This window comes from Moritella sp. PE36 (assembly GCF_000170855.1).
Lineage (GTDB): Bacteria > Pseudomonadota > Gammaproteobacteria > Enterobacterales > Moritellaceae > Moritella.
Genome location: NZ_ABCQ01000008.1, coordinates 1 through 17,779 on the forward strand (window position 1 = coordinate 1; position 17,779 = coordinate 17,779).

The 17,779-nt window shown below is 41.9% G+C and carries 16 protein-coding genes; 10 read left to right on the forward strand and 6 right to left on the reverse strand.

Going from position 1 to position 17,779, the window contains the following annotated elements:
- Positions 1-292 precede the first annotated feature (292 nt).
- Positions 293-460 carry a hypothetical protein gene (locus tag PE36_RS06910; RefSeq protein ID WP_043994160.1) on the forward strand — a complete coding sequence of 56 codons (168 nt, stop codon included), beginning with the start codon at positions 293-295 and terminating at the stop codon, positions 458-460.
- A 62-nt stretch (positions 461-522) separates the two neighbouring features.
- Here the strand turns inward: PE36_RS06910 and PE36_RS06915 are convergent, their stop codons facing one another.
- Positions 523-1,458 carry a LysR family transcriptional regulator ArgP gene (locus tag PE36_RS06915; RefSeq protein WP_006031258.1) on the reverse strand — a complete coding sequence of 312 codons (936 nt, stop codon included), beginning with the start codon at positions 1,456-1,458 and terminating at the stop codon, positions 523-525.
- A 69-nt stretch (positions 1,459-1,527) separates the two neighbouring features.
- Here PE36_RS06915 and lysE point away from each other — a divergent pair, with 69 nt between their 5' ends.
- Positions 1,528-2,139: an L-lysine exporter gene (gene lysE / locus PE36_RS06920; protein ID WP_006031259.1), complete on the forward strand. Its 612-nt coding sequence runs from the start codon at positions 1,528-1,530 to the stop codon at positions 2,137-2,139.
- Position 2,140: 1 nt separating this feature from the next.
- Here the strand turns inward: lysE and PE36_RS06925 are convergent, their stop codons facing one another.
- Positions 2,141-3,046, reverse strand: coding sequence for a LysR family transcriptional regulator (locus PE36_RS06925; RefSeq protein WP_006031260.1), 906 nt, complete (start codon positions 3,044-3,046; stop codon positions 2,141-2,143).
- A 133-nt stretch (positions 3,047-3,179) separates the two neighbouring features.
- Here PE36_RS06925 and PE36_RS06930 point away from each other — a divergent pair, with 133 nt between their 5' ends.
- Both PE36_RS06930 and rsuA read left to right on the forward strand, forming a co-directional pair.
- Positions 3,180-3,779 carry an FMN-dependent NADH-azoreductase gene (locus PE36_RS06930; protein ID WP_006031261.1) on the forward strand — a complete coding sequence of 200 codons (600 nt, stop codon included), beginning with the start codon at positions 3,180-3,182 and terminating at the stop codon, positions 3,777-3,779.
- A gap of 153 nt (positions 3,780-3,932) precedes the next feature.
- Entirely contained in the window at positions 3,933-4,622 is a 690-nt protein-coding gene (gene rsuA / locus PE36_RS06935) for a 16S rRNA pseudouridine(516) synthase RsuA (RefSeq protein WP_006031262.1), read from the forward strand.
- A 124-nt stretch (positions 4,623-4,746) separates the two neighbouring features.
- On the opposite strand, the gene PE36_RS06940 is transcribed toward rsuA, so the two are convergent.
- Complete coding sequence (locus PE36_RS06940; protein WP_006031263.1) at positions 4,747-5,409, reverse strand: metalloregulator ArsR/SmtB family transcription factor; 663 nt, start codon at positions 5,407-5,409, stop codon at positions 4,747-4,749.
- A gap of 187 nt (positions 5,410-5,596) precedes the next feature.
- On the opposite strand from PE36_RS06940, the gene PE36_RS06945 reads away from it, so the two are divergent.
- The 4 genes from PE36_RS06945 to PE36_RS06960 all read left to right on the forward strand — a co-directional run bounded on the left by PE36_RS06945 (position 5,597) and on the right by PE36_RS06960 (position 10,972).
- The gene (locus PE36_RS06945) at positions 5,597-6,214 is read left to right on the forward strand and encodes an NAD(P)H-dependent oxidoreductase (protein ID WP_006031264.1); all 618 of its coding nucleotides are present in this window, start codon (positions 5,597-5,599) and stop codon (positions 6,212-6,214) included.
- 47 nt (positions 6,215-6,261) lie between these two features.
- Complete coding sequence (locus PE36_RS06950; protein WP_006031265.1) at positions 6,262-6,678, forward strand: VOC family protein; 417 nt, start codon at positions 6,262-6,264, stop codon at positions 6,676-6,678.
- 387 nt (positions 6,679-7,065) lie between these two features.
- Positions 7,066-9,498 (forward strand): EAL domain-containing protein, encoded by a 2,433-nt coding sequence (locus PE36_RS06955; RefSeq protein WP_232286542.1) that lies wholly within the window; start codon positions 7,066-7,068, stop codon positions 9,496-9,498.
- Between the two features lie 205 nt (positions 9,499-9,703).
- Positions 9,704-10,972 carry a hypothetical protein gene (locus tag PE36_RS06960; protein ID WP_043994162.1) on the forward strand — a complete coding sequence of 423 codons (1,269 nt, stop codon included), beginning with the start codon at positions 9,704-9,706 and terminating at the stop codon, positions 10,970-10,972.
- Positions 10,973-11,027: 55 nt separating this feature from the next.
- On the opposite strand, the gene gltS is transcribed toward PE36_RS06960, so the two are convergent.
- Both gltS and PE36_RS06970 read right to left on the reverse strand, forming a co-directional pair.
- Positions 11,028-12,275, reverse strand: coding sequence for a sodium/glutamate symporter (gltS, locus tag PE36_RS06965; RefSeq protein WP_006031268.1), 1,248 nt, complete (start codon positions 12,273-12,275; stop codon positions 11,028-11,030).
- Between the two features lie 80 nt (positions 12,276-12,355).
- Positions 12,356-13,213: a TIGR01459 family HAD-type hydrolase gene (locus PE36_RS06970; protein ID WP_006031269.1), complete on the reverse strand. Its 858-nt coding sequence runs from the start codon at positions 13,211-13,213 to the stop codon at positions 12,356-12,358.
- A gap of 262 nt (positions 13,214-13,475) precedes the next feature.
- Between PE36_RS06970 and PE36_RS06975 the strand changes: the two genes are divergently transcribed.
- Positions 13,476-15,506, forward strand: coding sequence for an ATP-binding protein (locus tag PE36_RS06975; RefSeq protein WP_043994165.1), 2,031 nt, complete (start codon positions 13,476-13,478; stop codon positions 15,504-15,506).
- A 125-nt stretch (positions 15,507-15,631) separates the two neighbouring features.
- Complete coding sequence (locus tag PE36_RS06980) at positions 15,632-16,411, forward strand: hypothetical protein (protein ID WP_006031271.1); 780 nt, start codon at positions 15,632-15,634, stop codon at positions 16,409-16,411.
- 41 nt (positions 16,412-16,452) lie between these two features.
- Here PE36_RS06980 and lhgO read toward each other — a convergent pair whose 3' ends face one another.
- Positions 16,453-17,775 carry an L-2-hydroxyglutarate oxidase gene (gene lhgO / locus PE36_RS06985; RefSeq protein WP_006031272.1) on the reverse strand — a complete coding sequence of 441 codons (1,323 nt, stop codon included), beginning with the start codon at positions 17,773-17,775 and terminating at the stop codon, positions 16,453-16,455.
- Positions 17,776-17,779: the final 4 nt, after the last annotated feature.

Genomic DNA, 17,779 nt, shown 5'->3' on the forward strand with positions numbered 1-17,779 from the left:
TTACGTGACCTCAATGCGAAACTACACCTAGGTCCTGATATGATTAAACATTGTATGGATTGTGGCCCTGGCTGCTAGTGACAGGTTCCGTTAAACACTAAGCTTGGCGATTAAGACTGGCTGGGATATCAGAACAAGGCGTGATAGCAAATAATGACTATTACGCCTTATTTATATAAGACACTGCCGAAATAAAAGGCGCATAAACAGGCGAATTTTTAAATATCAATTATACTTTCAGCTTACTTACATGGAAGTGTTAGATCAACATAACTTACTTTCGGAGTTATCCATGTTTGAATTATTCATTAAAGCCATTTCACCTTTTTTTATATTTTTAGCTTTGATTATTGTATATGGCTACGCGACAGGGCAAAACAGCCTAGAACTTATCGAGGCCGTCATCAACCTAATTAGTACTATTTTTCGTAATGCAGCCGAAGTATTTAATCGAAGCTAAAACAGACTAAACTAACACCTGATATTCTGTACTGACGCTATAGAACCAAACCCATCGTATCTCTACATGGTGTGTTTAGCGGCCGCGATAATCTGTTCTGAGACTTGTTTATATAATCCTTTCAACAGGATCCAGCGATGCCAGTAGAGTGGTATTGTTAATTGTGTCTCTGTTATTTTGACTAATTTCCCAGAAGCCAATTCATCTTCGATTTGTAATTTAGGGATCAAGCAGTACGCCACCCCCGCATTGGCCATGGCGACAAACGCTTCAGATGAACGCACAATATGACAAGGGTAACTGCCACCCGCTAAATTAAAATGCTGCTCGATAAACTTAATGTGCATATCGTCTTTATGATCAAATGATACCGCAGGTGCTTTACGCAAAGCTTGCTGCGTGATCCCCTCTGGTAAATACTGCAGCACAAACTCAGGCGTTGCCACCAGCACATAATTAAGCTCACCCAATAACGTTACTTCACAACCCGGCAAGGGCTTGCTTTGTAAACTGAGCGCGCCAAAAGCTTCACCCGCTTTTACTTTCTCCAATGTTCTCGCTTCATCCATGATATGTAAGTTAAGTTCTATGGGATATTGTTTCAATAATGGCGCGAGTGCGGGAATAAACCAGGTTGCCAAGCTGTCGGCATTCACTGCAATCGCCATTACAACTGACTTTTCTGTCGAAGTTGCACTGATGCTGGGTAATAATTCGGCTTCTAAATGCTGCACTTGTTTGTAATGCTTTAACAAACGCTGACCAATATCCGTCGCGATCAACGGTTGACTACGGATCAATACAGGCTGCGCCACATACTCTTCCAATAACTTAATACGCTGAGACACTGCGGGTTGTGAAATACACAATACATTCGCAGCACGTTCAAAGCTTTGCTGTTCAATCACCACCTGTAAAGCATTGAGTAATTTGTAATCCACCATCTCTTCCCTCTTTTTGTCATCCTGCACGACACATAAGTATAACTTATCAATCATAATTATTATTCATTATACTTATCTCGTTAATTTTTGTAATCTCCAAATCTCATCTTCTAGAGGTTTATTATGCTAACAGCAACAATTCAAGGGCTACTGATTGGCGGTAGTATGATCATCCCTATCGGCGCGCAAAATGCGTATATTTTAAATCAAGGGATCAAGCGCAATCATCATTGGTTAACAGCCAGTATCTGTATTTTGTGTGATGCTTTACTCATCAGCGCAGGTGTGTTTGGTGCCGGTAGCTTGCTGGCATTAAACCCTGACTTATTACAGGTTATCACTTGGGGCGGCATTATATTTTTATCGGTTTATGGCGCCATGTCATTTCGCAGTGCCTGGCAGTCTCAATACGGAAAAACCGAATTAGATAGCACCCACAAATCACGAAAAATGGTGGTTATGGCAACGTTGGCTGTGACGTTGCTCAACCCGCATGTGTATTTAGATACCGTGGTGGTGTTAGGCAGTGTCGGTAACCAGTTTAGTGGTGATAATCGTCTGGCTTTTACAGGGGGGACGATTCTAGCTTCAATCTTATGGTTTTATGGTCTCGCCTTTAGCGCGGCTAAGTTTTCTCACTGGCTCAACCAACCCAAAGTACAACGTATTATCGACATCACAGTCGGTTGTATTATGTGGGTGATCGCCAGTAGTTTATATCGCAACTTAGCATGATCTAAATATCAATGACGTATTGCTTGGCTTGTTGTTTTAACAATTTAGCAAACAACAAGCCAGCAGGACCAAGTGTTTTTTTATTGGCGCATACCAAGTATAACGACAAATCAAGGCGTACATGATCTTCGATGATAAGTTCCACCAGCTCACCATTGGCTAATTCATCTTGGATGCGGCTAACGGGTAAAGTCGCATGCCCTACCCCCTGTTTAACCAAGCTAAGCGACTCATGAAAATTATTCACCGTCCAACGCTGCTGCGAGCCTAACCAACCGGCATCGACACTGCGAAGCGCACTCGAATCACTCATCACAATTTGGGCATGGGATTTTAATTCAGCAAGCGTTAACGGTCGATTTAACAAGGCTAACGGATGCTGATGATGAACAAAACGCGATAATTGTGCAGGACACAATTTCTCTCCCGTAAATCCAGTGGGTATTTGGCTGCTAATAATCAGATCTGCCGTGCCATAAGTTGCCGCGTCCGTCACCCCTGATAATGTACCTTGCTGAAAATCAATGCTGGTCACCGTGCACTGTTGAGCAAATAATACCAGAACGTCAGTTAATAATTGCTGCGGGAACAGTTGTGTTGTCATTACTTTTAACAGCGGCTCCCAACCTGCGCTATATTCCCCCGCCAATTGTTCGATACTTGCCGCTTGCGTTAACAATTCATTCGCTTGCGTCAGCATCTTCTTACCCATATCAGTGACCACTGCGCGACGGCCCTGTTGTTCAAACAAACGCACACCCAGGTTATCTTGCAGTTTCTGGATCGCATAACTAATCGAACTCTGGCTTTTAATTAAGTAATCTGCCGCGCCCTGAAAGCTGCCCTGCTCGACCACAATCTTAAAGATATACCATTGCTCTAAACTCACCGCTGGCTCTTTCATCATGCTCCTTAACGCATATGTGTAAATGACAGTGTTAATCCATCTAAAATGTCGATGATATAGATTGGATTTACCCGGTTAATTAATTTTTAATTTCCCGTAAGCTTACTCTACAACATAAAGCGAGGAAGCGAAAATGAAAGTATTACATATAGACAGCAGCCTGCAAGGCCACAATTCAACATCATCAAAAATTGCAAAAAAACTAATCGAAAAATTAGATGTAGATAATGCTCAACAGCAACAAATCACCTATCGCGACCTCAATATATCGCAAGTACCACACTTAACCGAGGCTATTTTTAGTGCATTCCACACACCGGAAGCAGAGCGTACAATAGAACAACAAGCGGCAGCGGCAGTATCAGACCAATTAATTGATGAAGTCAGTAACAGTGATATCTTAATTATCGCCGTGCCTATGTATAACTTTGGTGTGCCGTCAACCTTGAAAGCTTGGATTGACCACCTCGCTCGTGCAGGTAAAACCTTTGCCTACACAGCAGAAGGCCCAAAACCATTACTGAAAATGCCAAAAACCTATGTGATCGCAACCCGTGGTGGACTGTATGCCAACACACCAGCAGATACTCAAGCACCGTGGTTAGAGCAAGTACTTAAATTTATCGGTATTCCAGAAGTCGAATTTATCTTTGCAGAAGGCGTCGCGATGAACTCGGCAGACGATGTATTAAGCAACGCAGACGCACGTATTAACGAATTACTGAGTGCTTAAAACAATTTAAACACACTTACGGGAATATATTTGTTCACTATACTTTGCGCTTACAGAGAAAAAGGCCGATAATCAGCCCATCTATCCAAACCGAACTAAATACGAGCTCAGTTTGGATATATTCCTATAACACCAGACAAAAGTTGAACATAAATGCGTTTAGATAAGTTTATTTGCCAAAGTACTAACCTGACCCGAACTCTTGCCAAGCGTGAAATTGCACGCAGCAACGTGAAAATTAATGGCGAAGTTGTACGTAAAGCAGACCATAAAGTAACAGCAGACATGGATGTTTGGTTTAGTGGTAAGTCATTAAGCCAACGTGCACCGCGTTATATCATGATGCATAAACCATTAGATGTAATTTGCTCAACAGTAGATGAAGAACACCCATCTGTAATGAATCTAATCGAAGCAGACAAGCGTGAAGAATTACACATCGCTGGTCGCCTTGACGTTGATACTACAGGTTTAGTATTGATCACCGATGACGGTAAATGGTCACACCGCGTTACATCACCTAAGCGTGCATGCAACAAACGTTACCGTGTACAACTTGCCGAAGCAATTGCACCAACAGCAGTGGCAGATTTTGAAGCCGGTATCCATCTGCGTAGCGAAGACAAACCTTGCCTACCTGCAAAATTAGAGATCTTAAGCGAAAAAGAAGTATTGCTTACTATCCAAGAAGGTAAATATCACCAAGTTAAACGTATGTTTGCAAGCCAAGGCAATAGCGTTGTTGGTTTACATCGTGAACAGATCGGTGAGATCGTATTAGACCCAGCACTAGAATTAGGTGAATGGCGTTACTTAACAGACGAAGAAGCTAAAAGCATCTAATCTGTTAGCCGAACAGATAGTTATACCAACTGTCCAAAAGCTATAAATACAACAGCCCACGTTAATCGCTTAATGTGGGCTGCTGCCATTTATGCAATCACTTATCTATTCAGTACTGTACTACTTACACCAGCGCAGTCACTTTATACGCACAGCGCCTTGCCCCTTCGACAATATGCTCTTCACGCTCGACCGTTGCATACGGTGCTAACAATGTTTGAAATAAATTTAATTCTGAACGACAAAAATTAAGACATTTAGAAGCTGCGGCACAAATAGGACAATGGTTTTCCATCAACCAATAAACCGTTTTGTTTTCAACAGTGTCGCCATCAACAATAATGTTATCACCAACAACAACCGTCGCCATATACCCTTCTTCACTGCGCAACTCAGCTAACACTTCAAGTTTACCCAGTAAATCTGGCTTACTCGCCAGTCTGTCACTATAGAGCACAAATGACGCTTGTTCTCGATGCGCAATAAGTTGCTCAAGCCCTTCATCACCAAAAATCACTTTGACTGAATCGATAAGCTGTACGGTCAATTCTTCATGACGATCTGAGAAATGGCTATTGCTCTGCACCGTCAGTGACCAATAGCGTGTTGGCCGTCCTCGCACTGCTTTCTTATCTTCAAAGCTAATATCACCATCATCTTCTAATGCTTGCAAATGCTGGCGTACGCCCATGGTCGTTAATCCTAATTCACTGGCAAGCACCTTGGCGGTTAATGCCCCTTCAACCTTTAGCAGGCTAAGAATTTTATCACTGGTTTTTTCTTTCATTTTGACTCCGATTAATCCTACCCCAATCACATAAGGGGTGCCGTCGGACACGTTATATATAAGTATTATTACCGATAAAAATATTAAGTAAACTTTTTTATTTACTTTATTTCAGCTTTGACCTTTACAAACTTAAGTAAAGAGTTTACTTTACTAAACAATTAATAAACAAAAAGGTTTACTAAATATGAAATTAGTTATCGTCAGCGGCAGTCAAAGAAACAGTTCAGAAAGTGCAAAAGTAGCGGCTTACATCGCCAATGCAGCAAACCAATTTAAAACCGTTCAACATATCGAACTGTGTAAATACCAACTACCCTTTTGGGATGGCGATGACGAAAGTAAATCTGCTCCGGGCTGCGATTGGCCACTCATCAGTGAAGCATTAGTCAAAGCCGATGCATTCGTGCTTATCACGCCAGAATGGGAAGGCATGGCAACGCCGATATTGAAGAATTTTTTAATGATGTGTGCACTGGATGACACCGCACATAAACCTGCGCTGTTAGTGTCTGTCGTTAGCGGTATCAGCGGTGCATACCCAATAGCAGAATTAAGAATGAATGGCTGTAAAAATAATAAGTTAGTGCCGATACCAGATCACTTGATCATTCGTAATGTCGGCGATGTATTAAATGCAGGCACAGATGATGCGCAACTCAGCGAACGTGATAATAGTATTCGACATCGTATTGGTTACAGCTTGCATACCTTACATCAATACAGCCAAGCACTAGGGCAAGTTCGTCAACTACAGCAACAACAGTCTTATTCTCAGCAAGATAAGTACAGTTACGCAATGTAGGCACTGATATTTATAACGACCTCGTTCATAAAATAAAGGATATAATTATGATACATTTAGAGCACGTCAATTTAATCGTACGCGACATCGAAGAAACATTAACGTTTTACCGCGCCGCGTTTCCGCATTGGTCAGTGCGTGGTGGTGATAAGGGTGAATGGTCAGGTAAACCAAGAACATGGGTCCATTTTGGTGATGATTACCAATATCTCGCTTTTGGCGATAACGGGGTTGGTGAAAACCGCGACTTAGCTGGGCACCAAGTGGGGCTTGCTCATTTCGCCTATGTCACTGATGATATTGCCGGGGTAATACAGCGCTTAACCGACGCTGGTTTTAGCATTGCCAAAGACGGGATGGACGATGAATACCGTCAAAATATTTACTTCCTCGACCCCAATGGCTACGAAGTTGAGTTTGTGCAATATAATACGGATATACCAACACTGAGAAATCGTTATTAGCCGAGCATGATATGCACCCATCACAGTCTCATTTAAGACGCTAATTTAGTGTTGAATTAGCGTCCACAGGCCAAAATAAATAAAGTGTCTTATCAGATTTTATGGCTACTATTACTATGGTGGTAATAAATAATTAATTTTTTGTAGACATACAATATTTATTCTATGTTTTTGTGATGAAACTCTAACTATAAATTTGAAACTTTGCATAATATCGAAATTTAAGTAACTATAGCTTCATGATAAACAGCAGAATGGTCTAACAACACATTGATGATTAAACCAAAACTTCTCACTCTTCGTAGTGCGGTTATGTTACCGTTCACATTGCTGCTTTTGCTTACTGTCACCATCATCACTTTGGTTCAAAATAACAGTTACGAAAGAATGCAGTCAAAGATTAGCGCTAAATTGCTAAACTCCTACTCAGAAAATATTAAAGTTAATCTCGATCTTTTTTTAGAGCAGCCTTTCAACACAACGCTTGCCATAGCTGACAACATTCAGCGTAATCAACTTTATCAAGCCTCAGATCTAACCGAAATAGAAGATTACCTACACTCTGCTATCAGTGATATCTACTATCAACAAAAACAAATAAGTACCATCTCATTTGGTAGTGAAGATAAAGATTATGTCGGATTCCGTAAAAATGAAAACCAAGATGTTTCGTTAATGTTACAAGATAAGCGTACTGATCATGAGTTAGAGTTTTATCATGGGGCCAGCAGCGATGATATTGTCGATCACAGTATTCATAATTATGATCCAACAATTCGACCATGGTACGCCCCGTTTGCAAAAACAAAAACCGCAGGATGGGCAAAGATATACAGCAATGTAGATGAAAAAAATACTTTTACCATTTCCAGTATTTCGCCGGTCATAAATAACGATGAATTACTTGGCATCGTTGCAACGGATATTAATCTTCGCCATTTATCTAATTTTATAGAACCTGAAAACCGCCACTTCAAAGGCATTACTTACATCACTGATAATCAAAGTAAACTTGTTGCTAACTCACTCAAAGCAGCATTAACAGATGATGATAACAATCGTATCCAGGCAACAGAAAGTAACAATGCTCTTATTGCCGCCAATGGTCTGTATATTGCCAATACACAATTACAAAATAAACATGCGCCAGCGTCGTTTGAATTTAACCACAATGGTATTCGTTATTTCAGTCGTATTACCACTTATGAAAACAATAACTTACAATGGTTTATTATCGTTACTTTACCAGAAGATGTATTGTTAGATGGACTACCGAGTCAACAACGTGTAGGTCTAATTGCCGCACTAATACTCGCATTCTTTGGTTTGCTGATGGGCTTATATTTACTGCGTATTATCACCCAACCGATCATGGACATTGCCGAAATATCACAACAACTTGATCATAATAACTGGGATGTAACGATTAAAGAAGACATCAAGCTACATGAAACAACCCAGCTTATCTCAGCATTTAAATCCATGTCTTCACGGTTAGAAAATTCATTTACCACATTACGACAACAGCTATTATTCGACAGTCTCACCGGTTTATTAAGTCGTGATGGTTTTATTGAACAACTTAACCATCCCACAACTCAACAACACGGTATTTTAGTTTTACTGGGGTTACGCTCATTCCGCCATACTAATAACAGTTTAGGTCAGCACAAAAGCGATCAATTACTGGTTGCGATTGCGGCTCGTTTAAAACAGAGTATTACGGACCGTGTCGTCATTAGCCGAATTGACAAAGATACGTTTGCGATCTTTACCCCTGACTTTAAAGATCTTGAACACAGTAATGACTTTGCTGAAACACTATTAGCTTATTTTAATCGACCATTTCTCATCAATGGCACCGAAGTGTTAGTGAGTACCAACGCTGGCATCATGAGTGGTAAGCTCGACGATATCGATATAGAAGCATGGTTACGTAACTCCAGTCTCGCTCTCACCCATGCTTTTAAACAAGAGCAAGTACAAAGCTGCCATTATCAAGACTACATGATCACCGCGTCTCAAGAGCAAACACGCTTAACAGCGGAGCTGCAACGCGCAATTACCAATCATGAATTCCAAGTCTATTATCAGCCGATTATTGACCTTAAAACGGATCAAGTAAGCGGTGCTGAAGCCTTGGTACGCTGGCACAGTCCAACGCGTGGTTTAGTATCACCACTGGACTTTATTCCGTTAGCAGAAAGTACCGGTATGATCATCGACATTGGTCAACAGGTCTTAACGCAAGCGTGCTCCGACACCAAACAACAAATTGATAAAGGGCTTTGGCCTAACGCATTTTCCCTGCACGTTAACCTATCCGTGCGTGAACTACTCCATCCACTCTATGTGACGACGGTTAAACAGATTTTAGCGACTACACAGCTACCCGCAGCAAACTTAACCTTAGAAGTCACCGAATCACGTTTAGTCAGCCAACCAGCGCTGACAAATAAAACCTTAGAACAGTTACGTGATTTAGGCATACATATTGCCATTGATGACTTTGGTACTGGTTATTCATCACTGGCTTACCTGACCCAACTGCCATTTGATGCATTAAAAGTCGATCGCTCTTTTGTCAGTCAAATGCTAGAGAGTAAAAGCCATACCGCGATCATCGCTGCCATTGTAACAATAACTAACGTGTTCAATGCCGAGATCGTAGCTGAAGGTGTTGAAACGGCCGAGCAAGCCCAGCGTTTAAAACAATTGGGTTGTCGTTATGCCCAAGGTTTTTATTATTCTCGTCCTAAACCGTTAGCGGAGTGGGCTACAGAAAATACACAACATAAAACCTTAAACAACTACGGCTAAACCATAGATAATATTATGACTTACACCTGTATGCTTAATTGTTCTTGCTGGTCACAAAATCACGACAAATCGGACCACCTGTCACGTATTTTCGATCCATTAAGTAAATATGAGATCTGTATTGAAAAAATATTCAAAAAGATACGCTAACCTGCCCCTCTAATCACCGTTATTTGATGACGATGCATATTACATGGAGTTGCCAATGCGCACTATTTTTACGTTATTAATATCAGCACTGAGTTTTAACAGTTTCGCCCTCGATAGCACTTACCTGCAATGTTATGGCGTGAAAGACAGTTTTGCCTCACGTTCCGATTTAATCAAAAAATCATGGGCGGTCAATGCCAGCAACCAATACCTCAAGCTCGACGGTTACTGGAAAGACAACAGTTATAATGCCGATACCGAAAACTACTTCATCGTCAAAGCCATTGATTCTGTGCCCGTGACATCCGCACAAGTGCACAGCGTATTAGCCAGCATGTGCAGTAATACCTTAGTGAACAAATATTCTGATGCGTTTATTAGCAATATCACTTATTTTGCATCCAACAGTTCAGTTGGTTACGAATACCCTGTGATGACAGAAACTGACGCGTTAGCAATCAACAATACCGAGTTACCGGTGGCCTATAACAACATGCTGCGTTATGCCTTTGCATCCAGCTATGTCTACAGCACAGAACAAGGGGCAGATCCCTTCACGTTTACTGACAACGCCACTTTCCAGCAGTTGATGGTCGATGCAAACAGTGCGGCACTGAATGTGATTGCGACTTATGTGGGTGATAGCGGTGTACACGGCGTAGCAATTAAAGTACCTGCAGTGCCAAGTAAAAACCTAGAAGAAGAGATCATCATTTCTTTTAAAGGCACCAGCAGCGGCGGAGATGTGATGCAAGACATCGAACTCATGCTCGCTAACCTCTCTGAAACCGATGAAGATTGGCAAGTTGATGCATATAACTTTACCCAACAAATCTTAGCGCAATACCCGGCTAACACAGCTTCATTAACCCGTGGTTATAAAGCCTCAAATGCAGCTAAAACGTATAATGTGGTATTAACCGGACATTCACTTGGTGCCTATACTGCGATTGATGCTGGTGTGAGAACTGGCGTATTAACACGGGTATTCTCGTCACCAGCAACGCGTATTATTGAAAAGTACATCCATGCGTTTGCCAATAAAATGCGTTACAACAACGTGATCAATATGGTGCGAGAAAAAGATCCGGTAGCAACTATGTCGGGTCGTCATAACGAAAACATGATTTATTTCCCGAAAGCGGCAGGGGTAAATCCAGCCAACAGCCATTTTTTAACGCCGTTCATTAACGACATCTTAATGCCACTGGCTAACGGCCAAGCAACAGCTACTAATAAAGCAAGTTATGTCTACATCACACCAGACACAAGCGTAGGTGCAGGCTTAACTGAATTAGTGAATATTTGGGGAAGTCCAAACTAGACCTGTTTGAATCAGATAAGCAAAGGGCATATCCATCACGGACTGCCCTTTTTCATTATGACGCAAAGATATCCAATAACAGCTGAATAATAAGTGCGTTGGCAATATCAATAAAGAATGCGCCCACTAGCGGCACCACCACAAAGGCTTTTGCCGAAGCACCAAACTTCTCGGTCACCGCCGTCATATTAGCAATCGCCGTTGGCGTAGCGCCCAACGCCAGCCCCGCATAACCTGCTGACATCACCGCCGCGTCATAATCTTTGCCCATCAAGGGAAACACCACAAGAATAACAAAACCAGTGACGATCACCACTTGTGCGGTCAGCATGATTAAAATTGGTCCGCCTAAGCCACCAAGCGTCCACAGCTGTAAACTCATTAACGACATGGCCAAGAACAGCCCTAAACTCAGATCTGAGATCAACGCTAATGAACGACTACGCTCTGGCCACGTTAGTTTAGGCATGATCACGGGACCTAAATTAATCACTATGATGCCAGCAAATAGACAAGTGACAAACTCAGGTAAATGTAAGCCCAAGTTAGCAATTACGACATTCAGCCCCAATCCTAAACCTATGCTTATGCTGATAATCAGTATGGAATTGAGCATATGATGGTAATCAATCGGCGCAGTGATTGGCTGCGGGTCAAGCGGAACTGTCGATTTCCCCTTGGCTTGCGGCTTGCTTTGATGCAGCGTACCCACCGTCAGTTCAGGTTCTCTGCTGGGCTCTAGCTGATGATGACTAATTAAGTATTTGGCAATCGGACCACCAATCACACCGCCAAGGATCAAACCAAATGTCGCACAGGCAATACCAATCTCCATGGCATTGCTAATATTGTATTTCTCAACAAACAGTGGTGCCCACGCAATCGCAGTACCGTGTCCGCCACTGAGTGATACTGAACCGCCGATAATACCAATTTCTGGTAACTGCTGGGTAAACTGCGCCACGGTTAAACCCGTGAAGTTTTGTACAAACAGATAAATAACCGCGATCACCAGTAAGATGATTAACGGTTTACCGCCTTTCAGCAAGGTTGAAAAACGCGAGGACAGGCCAATAATAGTGAAGAATACAATCAGTAAGCTATCACGCACCGCTAACGAAAATTGTAATTCGATATCAAAGGCGCCATAGAGAATAGCAAATAGAATGGATGCGATCAGACCGCCAGAAACAGGCTCGGGGATATTATACTCTTGTAAAAAAGCGACTTTGCGTGTCAGGTATTTACCTAAAAACAACACCAAAATCGCCACGATCACGGTTTGTCTTATATCCAGTTCCATCAGATTTCCCTTTAGCTAATATATTAACGTTAATAATAGGTTAGCTGTTGAAACTGGAATATACAAACCATAAACAGTAATTAATCGACTTGAAACCAATCAATATAATGACTCGGCAGCACGTCAAACTCACGGCTTAAATCAGCCACCACAGACGCGGCAATCACATCGTCTTTATTCGCCACTTTTTCGTTAAGTTCGTCAGCATGAATACCCGTGGTTAAAAACAAACTAGCAATACCAGCTGTATTCGCGCCGCGGATGTCATGCTCTAAACTATCGCCGACCGCAATGGCCTTATCCCAGCCGCCTAACAAGGTACGACACATGTCATACACTTCAGCTTGTGGTTTACCGTGCCAATGTACCTTACCGCCCATTCCAGCATACGCATTAGCGATAGAACCGGGGCAAAGTTTTAACCCGCCGTCAGGACTCATCGCCACAAGGTCGGGATTACTTACTATCATTTCTAGTCCACGTGCATAGGCAATATCCAGGTCGGCTTGGTATTCAGCCACAGTGCCACGCTCAACGCCGTAACACATGATAAATGATGCGTCTTCTATACCGACACTGGTTAAACCGCAGTCTTCTAGCACAGTACCGTTAATACCATCGCCCCAGCCAAACACCAACGCGTGAGACCCCAAGTGAGCAAATTTACCCTGGTTAAAATTGTGGCGCATGTGGTCGCCAGATGTCAGCACATCGATATACAGATCACGACTGATACCCGAATCGGTTAAACGCTGATATGAGAAATGGTGGGTATTACCACTGTTCGATAAGATCACCACTTTTTTGCCATGCTGTTTTAAAAACGCTAAGGTCTCAATTGCTTTTGGAAACGCATCACCGCCATTATGCAGTACGCCCCATTGATCCAAAATAAAGGTATCAAACTCGTTAATAATGTCTTTAAGACCGGAAATCATTTTCACTTCGTCGTTACTCCAACAGCATTGGCTACTAACCTAAAACGTGAATAGCCTGAACAAGATAACCCCACTATATACTCAAACCAACGGATCCTTACTAACTTGCAGCATATTAATATCAGATAGCTGTGTATTAATATGAAATAGATGCGTATTAATATAGAACGATACCTATTGATCCAATTAAGTGTGATTACAAAGCCAGTTTTATGCGCGAAAAATTGTTAACTTATCCTTTTTTCTACTGTGGTGTGTGTCGGTGTCAAATAAGTTTAAAATTATAGCCAGTGTCATTTTGGGCTGCGTGATAGCAACTACATTTACGGTACGTGAAATATGTAAAGACTGGCTATTAGATTCAAGTCGAGAGCAGGCAGAGAATCAATTACTTACTTATGTTGTTGATATTAGGCGCGTACTCGCTAGCTACAAATACCTCCCTTACCTCATCGCAGAACAAGAAAATATTACCGCTGTACTCACCAACCCTGACATATCGACAACAAAGATTAAACGCGCATTAACTCAGTTTGATAAAGCGGCAAACACCAAGGGCTGGTATTTACTAAAACCAGATGGTTCGTTATTAGTATCAAGCCGCCATAACGCCAACTGGGACGCGAAAAAAGCCGACAATATTACCGCGAACTTACGTAATAAAACGGGTGAACTGGATATTGACAAAGGCGTACTAACCTCAAGCTATATTGCTAATGGTACTGCTAATTATTATTTAAGCTTACCAATCAACCTTAACGGTAAACTGATCGGGATTGCCGCTGTTGAAGTTGATTTGACCGCATTAAGTGAACCCTGGCTTACTGCCAATGAATTTATTCTCATCAGTAATGCCAAAAATCAGTTCTTTTTATCGAGCCATCCGCAAATTTCGGCAACAGAAATGAATACGCGAGGAACGATAGGCATTAAAACTCGCCAACTCAGCAATAACGCTAATATCTATAACTGGAAAATTAATAATAGCGATTATCAAGTGCAGCAGGTTCAGTTGGACGATCTAAAGTGGCATATTTATTACCTAACACCCTTAATAAATTTATATAAAACCGTTGATATAGCAGGCTTCATCGCAGCTATTCTAATGTCACTGCTACTATCAATTCTATTATATCGCCATGAACGTAGGCAGAAACTTTATTCTAATGCGGCGTTAATGCAGATGATCACAGGGACCAATGTCGGGTTGGTGTTACTCAATAACGATCGTAGCATTAGTTATATCAATCCAACCGCGATGCGTTACTTTGGATTAAAAAACGATGACTCCAATAGCTTACATGCTAGCAAGTTGCTCACTCAGCATGCTGATAATCAACATGTCGTTACGCAATTACATGATCTCGCGGTGATCCCGACTATCACCGGAATGGAAGTATTTGTAAATAATCACCAGGGTAACGACTTCCCAGCATTACTGTCCATAACCCCACTGGCTTGGTCACAACAGCGCGGTTCGCTGATGACCTTTGTTGATATCAGTAAACGTAAACGCGCGGAACACGCTCTGTCACAAGCCAATACCCAACTTGAATCTAGGGTGCAAGAGATCGCAGCCGAACTTTATACCGCCCAAGAAGAATTATTATTGAGCAGTAAAATGGCAGCCCTTGGGCGCATGTCGAGTGCCATTAACCATGAATTAAACCAGCCGTTAACAGGTATTAGAACCTTACTATCAAGTAACATATTATTTTTAGAGCAAGGGAATACCAAAGTGCTGCGCTCTAATATGGTGTTAATCGACAAACTTGTTAAACGTATGCTATCCATGACAGCGCAACTTAAAGTATTTGCCTTCAACCGCCCCGAACGCTTGATAGCGACCTCAACAACCGAGACATTGGCCGAAGTATTCACATTGCAACAGCCTAAACTAACCAAGATTGATATCGTCGTTGATGTGGCAGACTACCTCCCGCAAGTGCTCGCAGAGCCACACCGACTACATCAGGTATTCTCAAATTTAGTCAGTAATGCCGCGGCGGCAATGCAGCACACCACACAGCCAAGATTATTGATTAGCGCTTCTCAACAGCAGGATATGATCATCATCACTTTTACGGATAATGGCACGGGTGTCGACGAGGACGCACTTGAGCACCTCTTTGAACCCTTTTATACCAGTAAGAAAATCGGTGAAGGACTTGGTTTAGGACTGTCGATAACCGCCAATATTATGCGCGATATGCAAGGTGAGATCACGGCGAGGAATAATACTGAACAAACAGGCATGACATTTACGTTAACACTGCAAGCGAGTGATCATTAAAAGTAATTAACTAAAGTTAATACGCTCAATTAGATATATACACCTAATTGAGGGTGACATAATACGGTCAATATAAATAACGCCCTTATCGTGGACGTTAAGCTGATATTGAGGTAAAAAAGCTGATGAGTGAACACATACTAAATATTGCGGATAACTTTTGGAATATACGCGGCGATTTTAAGATTGGCGGCATCATAAATATTGGTACTCACGCCTCCATAGTACGCTGTAAAAACGGTAAATTTGTGCTGTTAGATGCCTATACTTTGCAAGGTAAGTTAAAAAACCAAGTTGATGCATTAACCAATAATGGCGCTGATCTCGACGCCATTATTAATTTACACCCTTTTCATACCATACATGTGCAAAAGGTACATGAGTCATATCCAAATGCCAAACTCTATGGCACCCAGCGTCACTTAGACAAATTCCCGGACTTACCTTGGCAAGCACAGCTTACTGAATCAAATGAATTTGCCGCTTTGTTTGCCGACGATTTTGAATTTTCAGTACCGGCAGGTGTAGACTTTATTTCCGCAAATGAAAACTTACATTTTTCATCCGTGCTCGCCTACCACAAGGCCTCTAAAACCATTCATGCAGACGATACGCTAATGTACTTAAAATTTCCAAGCATCATTGGCGTGCTCAAAAAACCGCAAATCTCATTTCATATGACATTAGCGCAAACATTAGAAAAACGAGCAGGCGCTGCAACTGACTTTCGAAATTGGGCTATTCAATTGACGCAGCAATGGACTGATGCAGAAAACCTTTGTGCAGCACATTCATCAAGCTTGTTAGGCAGCAAAAATCTATCGCCATCAATAGCCGACAAAATATTAGCTGCGTTACAAAAAGTGGAAAGAACATTACAGGCACATGAGAAGAAGTTTGGCTAAATGAAACCGCTTATAATATCAACGCGTAACTCGAATTCAGCTTAAGCGGCATTTTCCGCAATCAGTTTATCCGCCACTTTATTACAAATATAATCACCGATGGGGATCGCAGACGTAGCTGCCGGTGATGGCGCATTACAAACATGTAAGCTACGTGGACTCTCTGCAAACAGAAAATCATGCACTAAAGTGCCATCTTTTAGTACCGCTTGTGCACGAATACCTGCTGGGTAATCCTCTAAGTCCGTGACCTTCAAGATCGGACAATACTTATTAACTAACTTCAAATAACCCGGTTTCCACCAGGAATTCTTGGTTTCAATTAAACCAGTTTTTAGGTTTTTCGCACTGACGCGCCAAAAGCCAGGAAACTTAATCATTTCACTGATATCACGTAAATCTATATTGATCTTGCCATAGCCTTCTCGCTTCCAGCCTTGTACCGCATTGGGCCCAACAGTCACCGAACCATCAATCATACGGGTTAAATGCACGCCCAAAAATGGCAGTTCCGGATCTGGAATGGGATAAATCAAATGATTCACAATGTTGTTATGCTGAGACTGCAAACGATAGTATTCACCACGATAAGGAATGATCTGAAATTCGGTATCAATATTCAACATCTTCGTTACCCTATCCGCCATTAAACCAGAACAGGTAATTAAGAATTTAGCGACATAATTAAGCCCTTTGAAGGTATGCCCCAATGTCGCTTTCTGTTGGCACTGGACGTTAATCTGATCACTGGTTTCGATTAAGTGCGTCACTTCAGTATCCAGCGCGATATTACCACCAAGCGCACAGAACTGTTCCGCCATTTTCTCGGTGACTAAGCGGTAGTTAACGATACTGGTTGAAGACACAAAAATTGCGCCTAATCCAGTAATGTTAGGCTCTTTTTCAGCGAGTCCAGCAGCATCAAGCAATTCGACCTCAATGCCATTATCACTGCAACGCTTATACAGCGCTTCCATCCGTTGTAACTCTAATACACTGGTGGCGACTAAAAGTTTGCCGCAGTTTTCAACCGGAATATCATGTTTTTCACAAAATGCTTTGGTCGCAGTAACGCCCGCCTTACAAAAATTGGCTTTCATACTACCCGGCTCATAATAAACTCCGGCATGGATCACACCACTATTATGCCCGGTTTGATGTTGTGATAACTTGCCTTCCTTTTCGATTAATAATATCCGTTTTTCAGGCTCTCGTTGTTGTAATTGCCACGCTGTTGATACACCGACAATACCACCACCGATAATAATGTAATCATAAACGCTATTATCCGGGTTATTAGTTTCAGGGTCATTTTTATCCGAACTATTAATATCCGGGCTCGGTGTAGTCAACGTCATCTTCATTATC

What these genes read in the sequence shown, in the direction of transcription:
- PE36_RS06925 (WP_006031260.1), bottom strand. Translation starts at nt 3,046, where the DNA reads ATGATGAAAGAGCCAGCGGTGAGTTTAGAGCAATGGTATATCTTTAAG.
- rsuA (WP_006031262.1), top strand. Translation starts at nt 3,933, where the DNA reads ATGCGTTTAGATAAGTTTATTTGCCAAAGTACTAACCTGACCCGAACT.
- PE36_RS06915 (WP_006031258.1), bottom strand. Translation starts at nt 1,458, where the DNA reads ATGATTGATAAGTTATACTTATGTGTCGTGCAGGATGACAAAAAGAGG.
- PE36_RS06945 (WP_006031264.1), top strand. Translation starts at nt 5,597, where the DNA reads ATGAAATTAGTTATCGTCAGCGGCAGTCAAAGAAACAGTTCAGAAAGT.
- PE36_RS06955 (WP_232286542.1), top strand. Translation starts at nt 7,066, where the DNA reads ATGCAGTCAAAGATTAGCGCTAAATTGCTAAACTCCTACTCAGAAAAT.
- PE36_RS06970 (WP_006031269.1), bottom strand. Translation starts at nt 13,213, where the DNA reads ATGATTTCCGGTCTTAAAGACATTATTAACGAGTTTGATACCTTTATT.
- PE36_RS06950 (WP_006031265.1), top strand. Translation starts at nt 6,262, where the DNA reads ATGATACATTTAGAGCACGTCAATTTAATCGTACGCGACATCGAAGAA.
- PE36_RS06980 (WP_006031271.1), top strand. Translation starts at nt 15,632, where the DNA reads ATGAGTGAACACATACTAAATATTGCGGATAACTTTTGGAATATACGC.
- PE36_RS06960 (WP_043994162.1), top strand. Translation starts at nt 9,704, where the DNA reads ATGCGCACTATTTTTACGTTATTAATATCAGCACTGAGTTTTAACAGT.
- PE36_RS06910 (WP_043994160.1), top strand. Translation starts at nt 293, where the DNA reads ATGTTTGAATTATTCATTAAAGCCATTTCACCTTTTTTTATATTTTTA.
- gltS (WP_006031268.1), bottom strand. Translation starts at nt 12,275, where the DNA reads ATGGAACTGGATATAAGACAAACCGTGATCGTGGCGATTTTGGTGTTG.
- lysE (WP_006031259.1), top strand. Translation starts at nt 1,528, where the DNA reads ATGCTAACAGCAACAATTCAAGGGCTACTGATTGGCGGTAGTATGATC.
- PE36_RS06940 (WP_006031263.1), bottom strand. Translation starts at nt 5,409, where the DNA reads ATGAAAGAAAAAACCAGTGATAAAATTCTTAGCCTGCTAAAGGTTGAA.
- lhgO (WP_006031272.1), bottom strand. Translation starts at nt 17,775, where the DNA reads ATGAAGATGACGTTGACTACACCGAGCCCGGATATTAATAGTTCGGAT.
- PE36_RS06930 (WP_006031261.1), top strand. Translation starts at nt 3,180, where the DNA reads ATGAAAGTATTACATATAGACAGCAGCCTGCAAGGCCACAATTCAACA.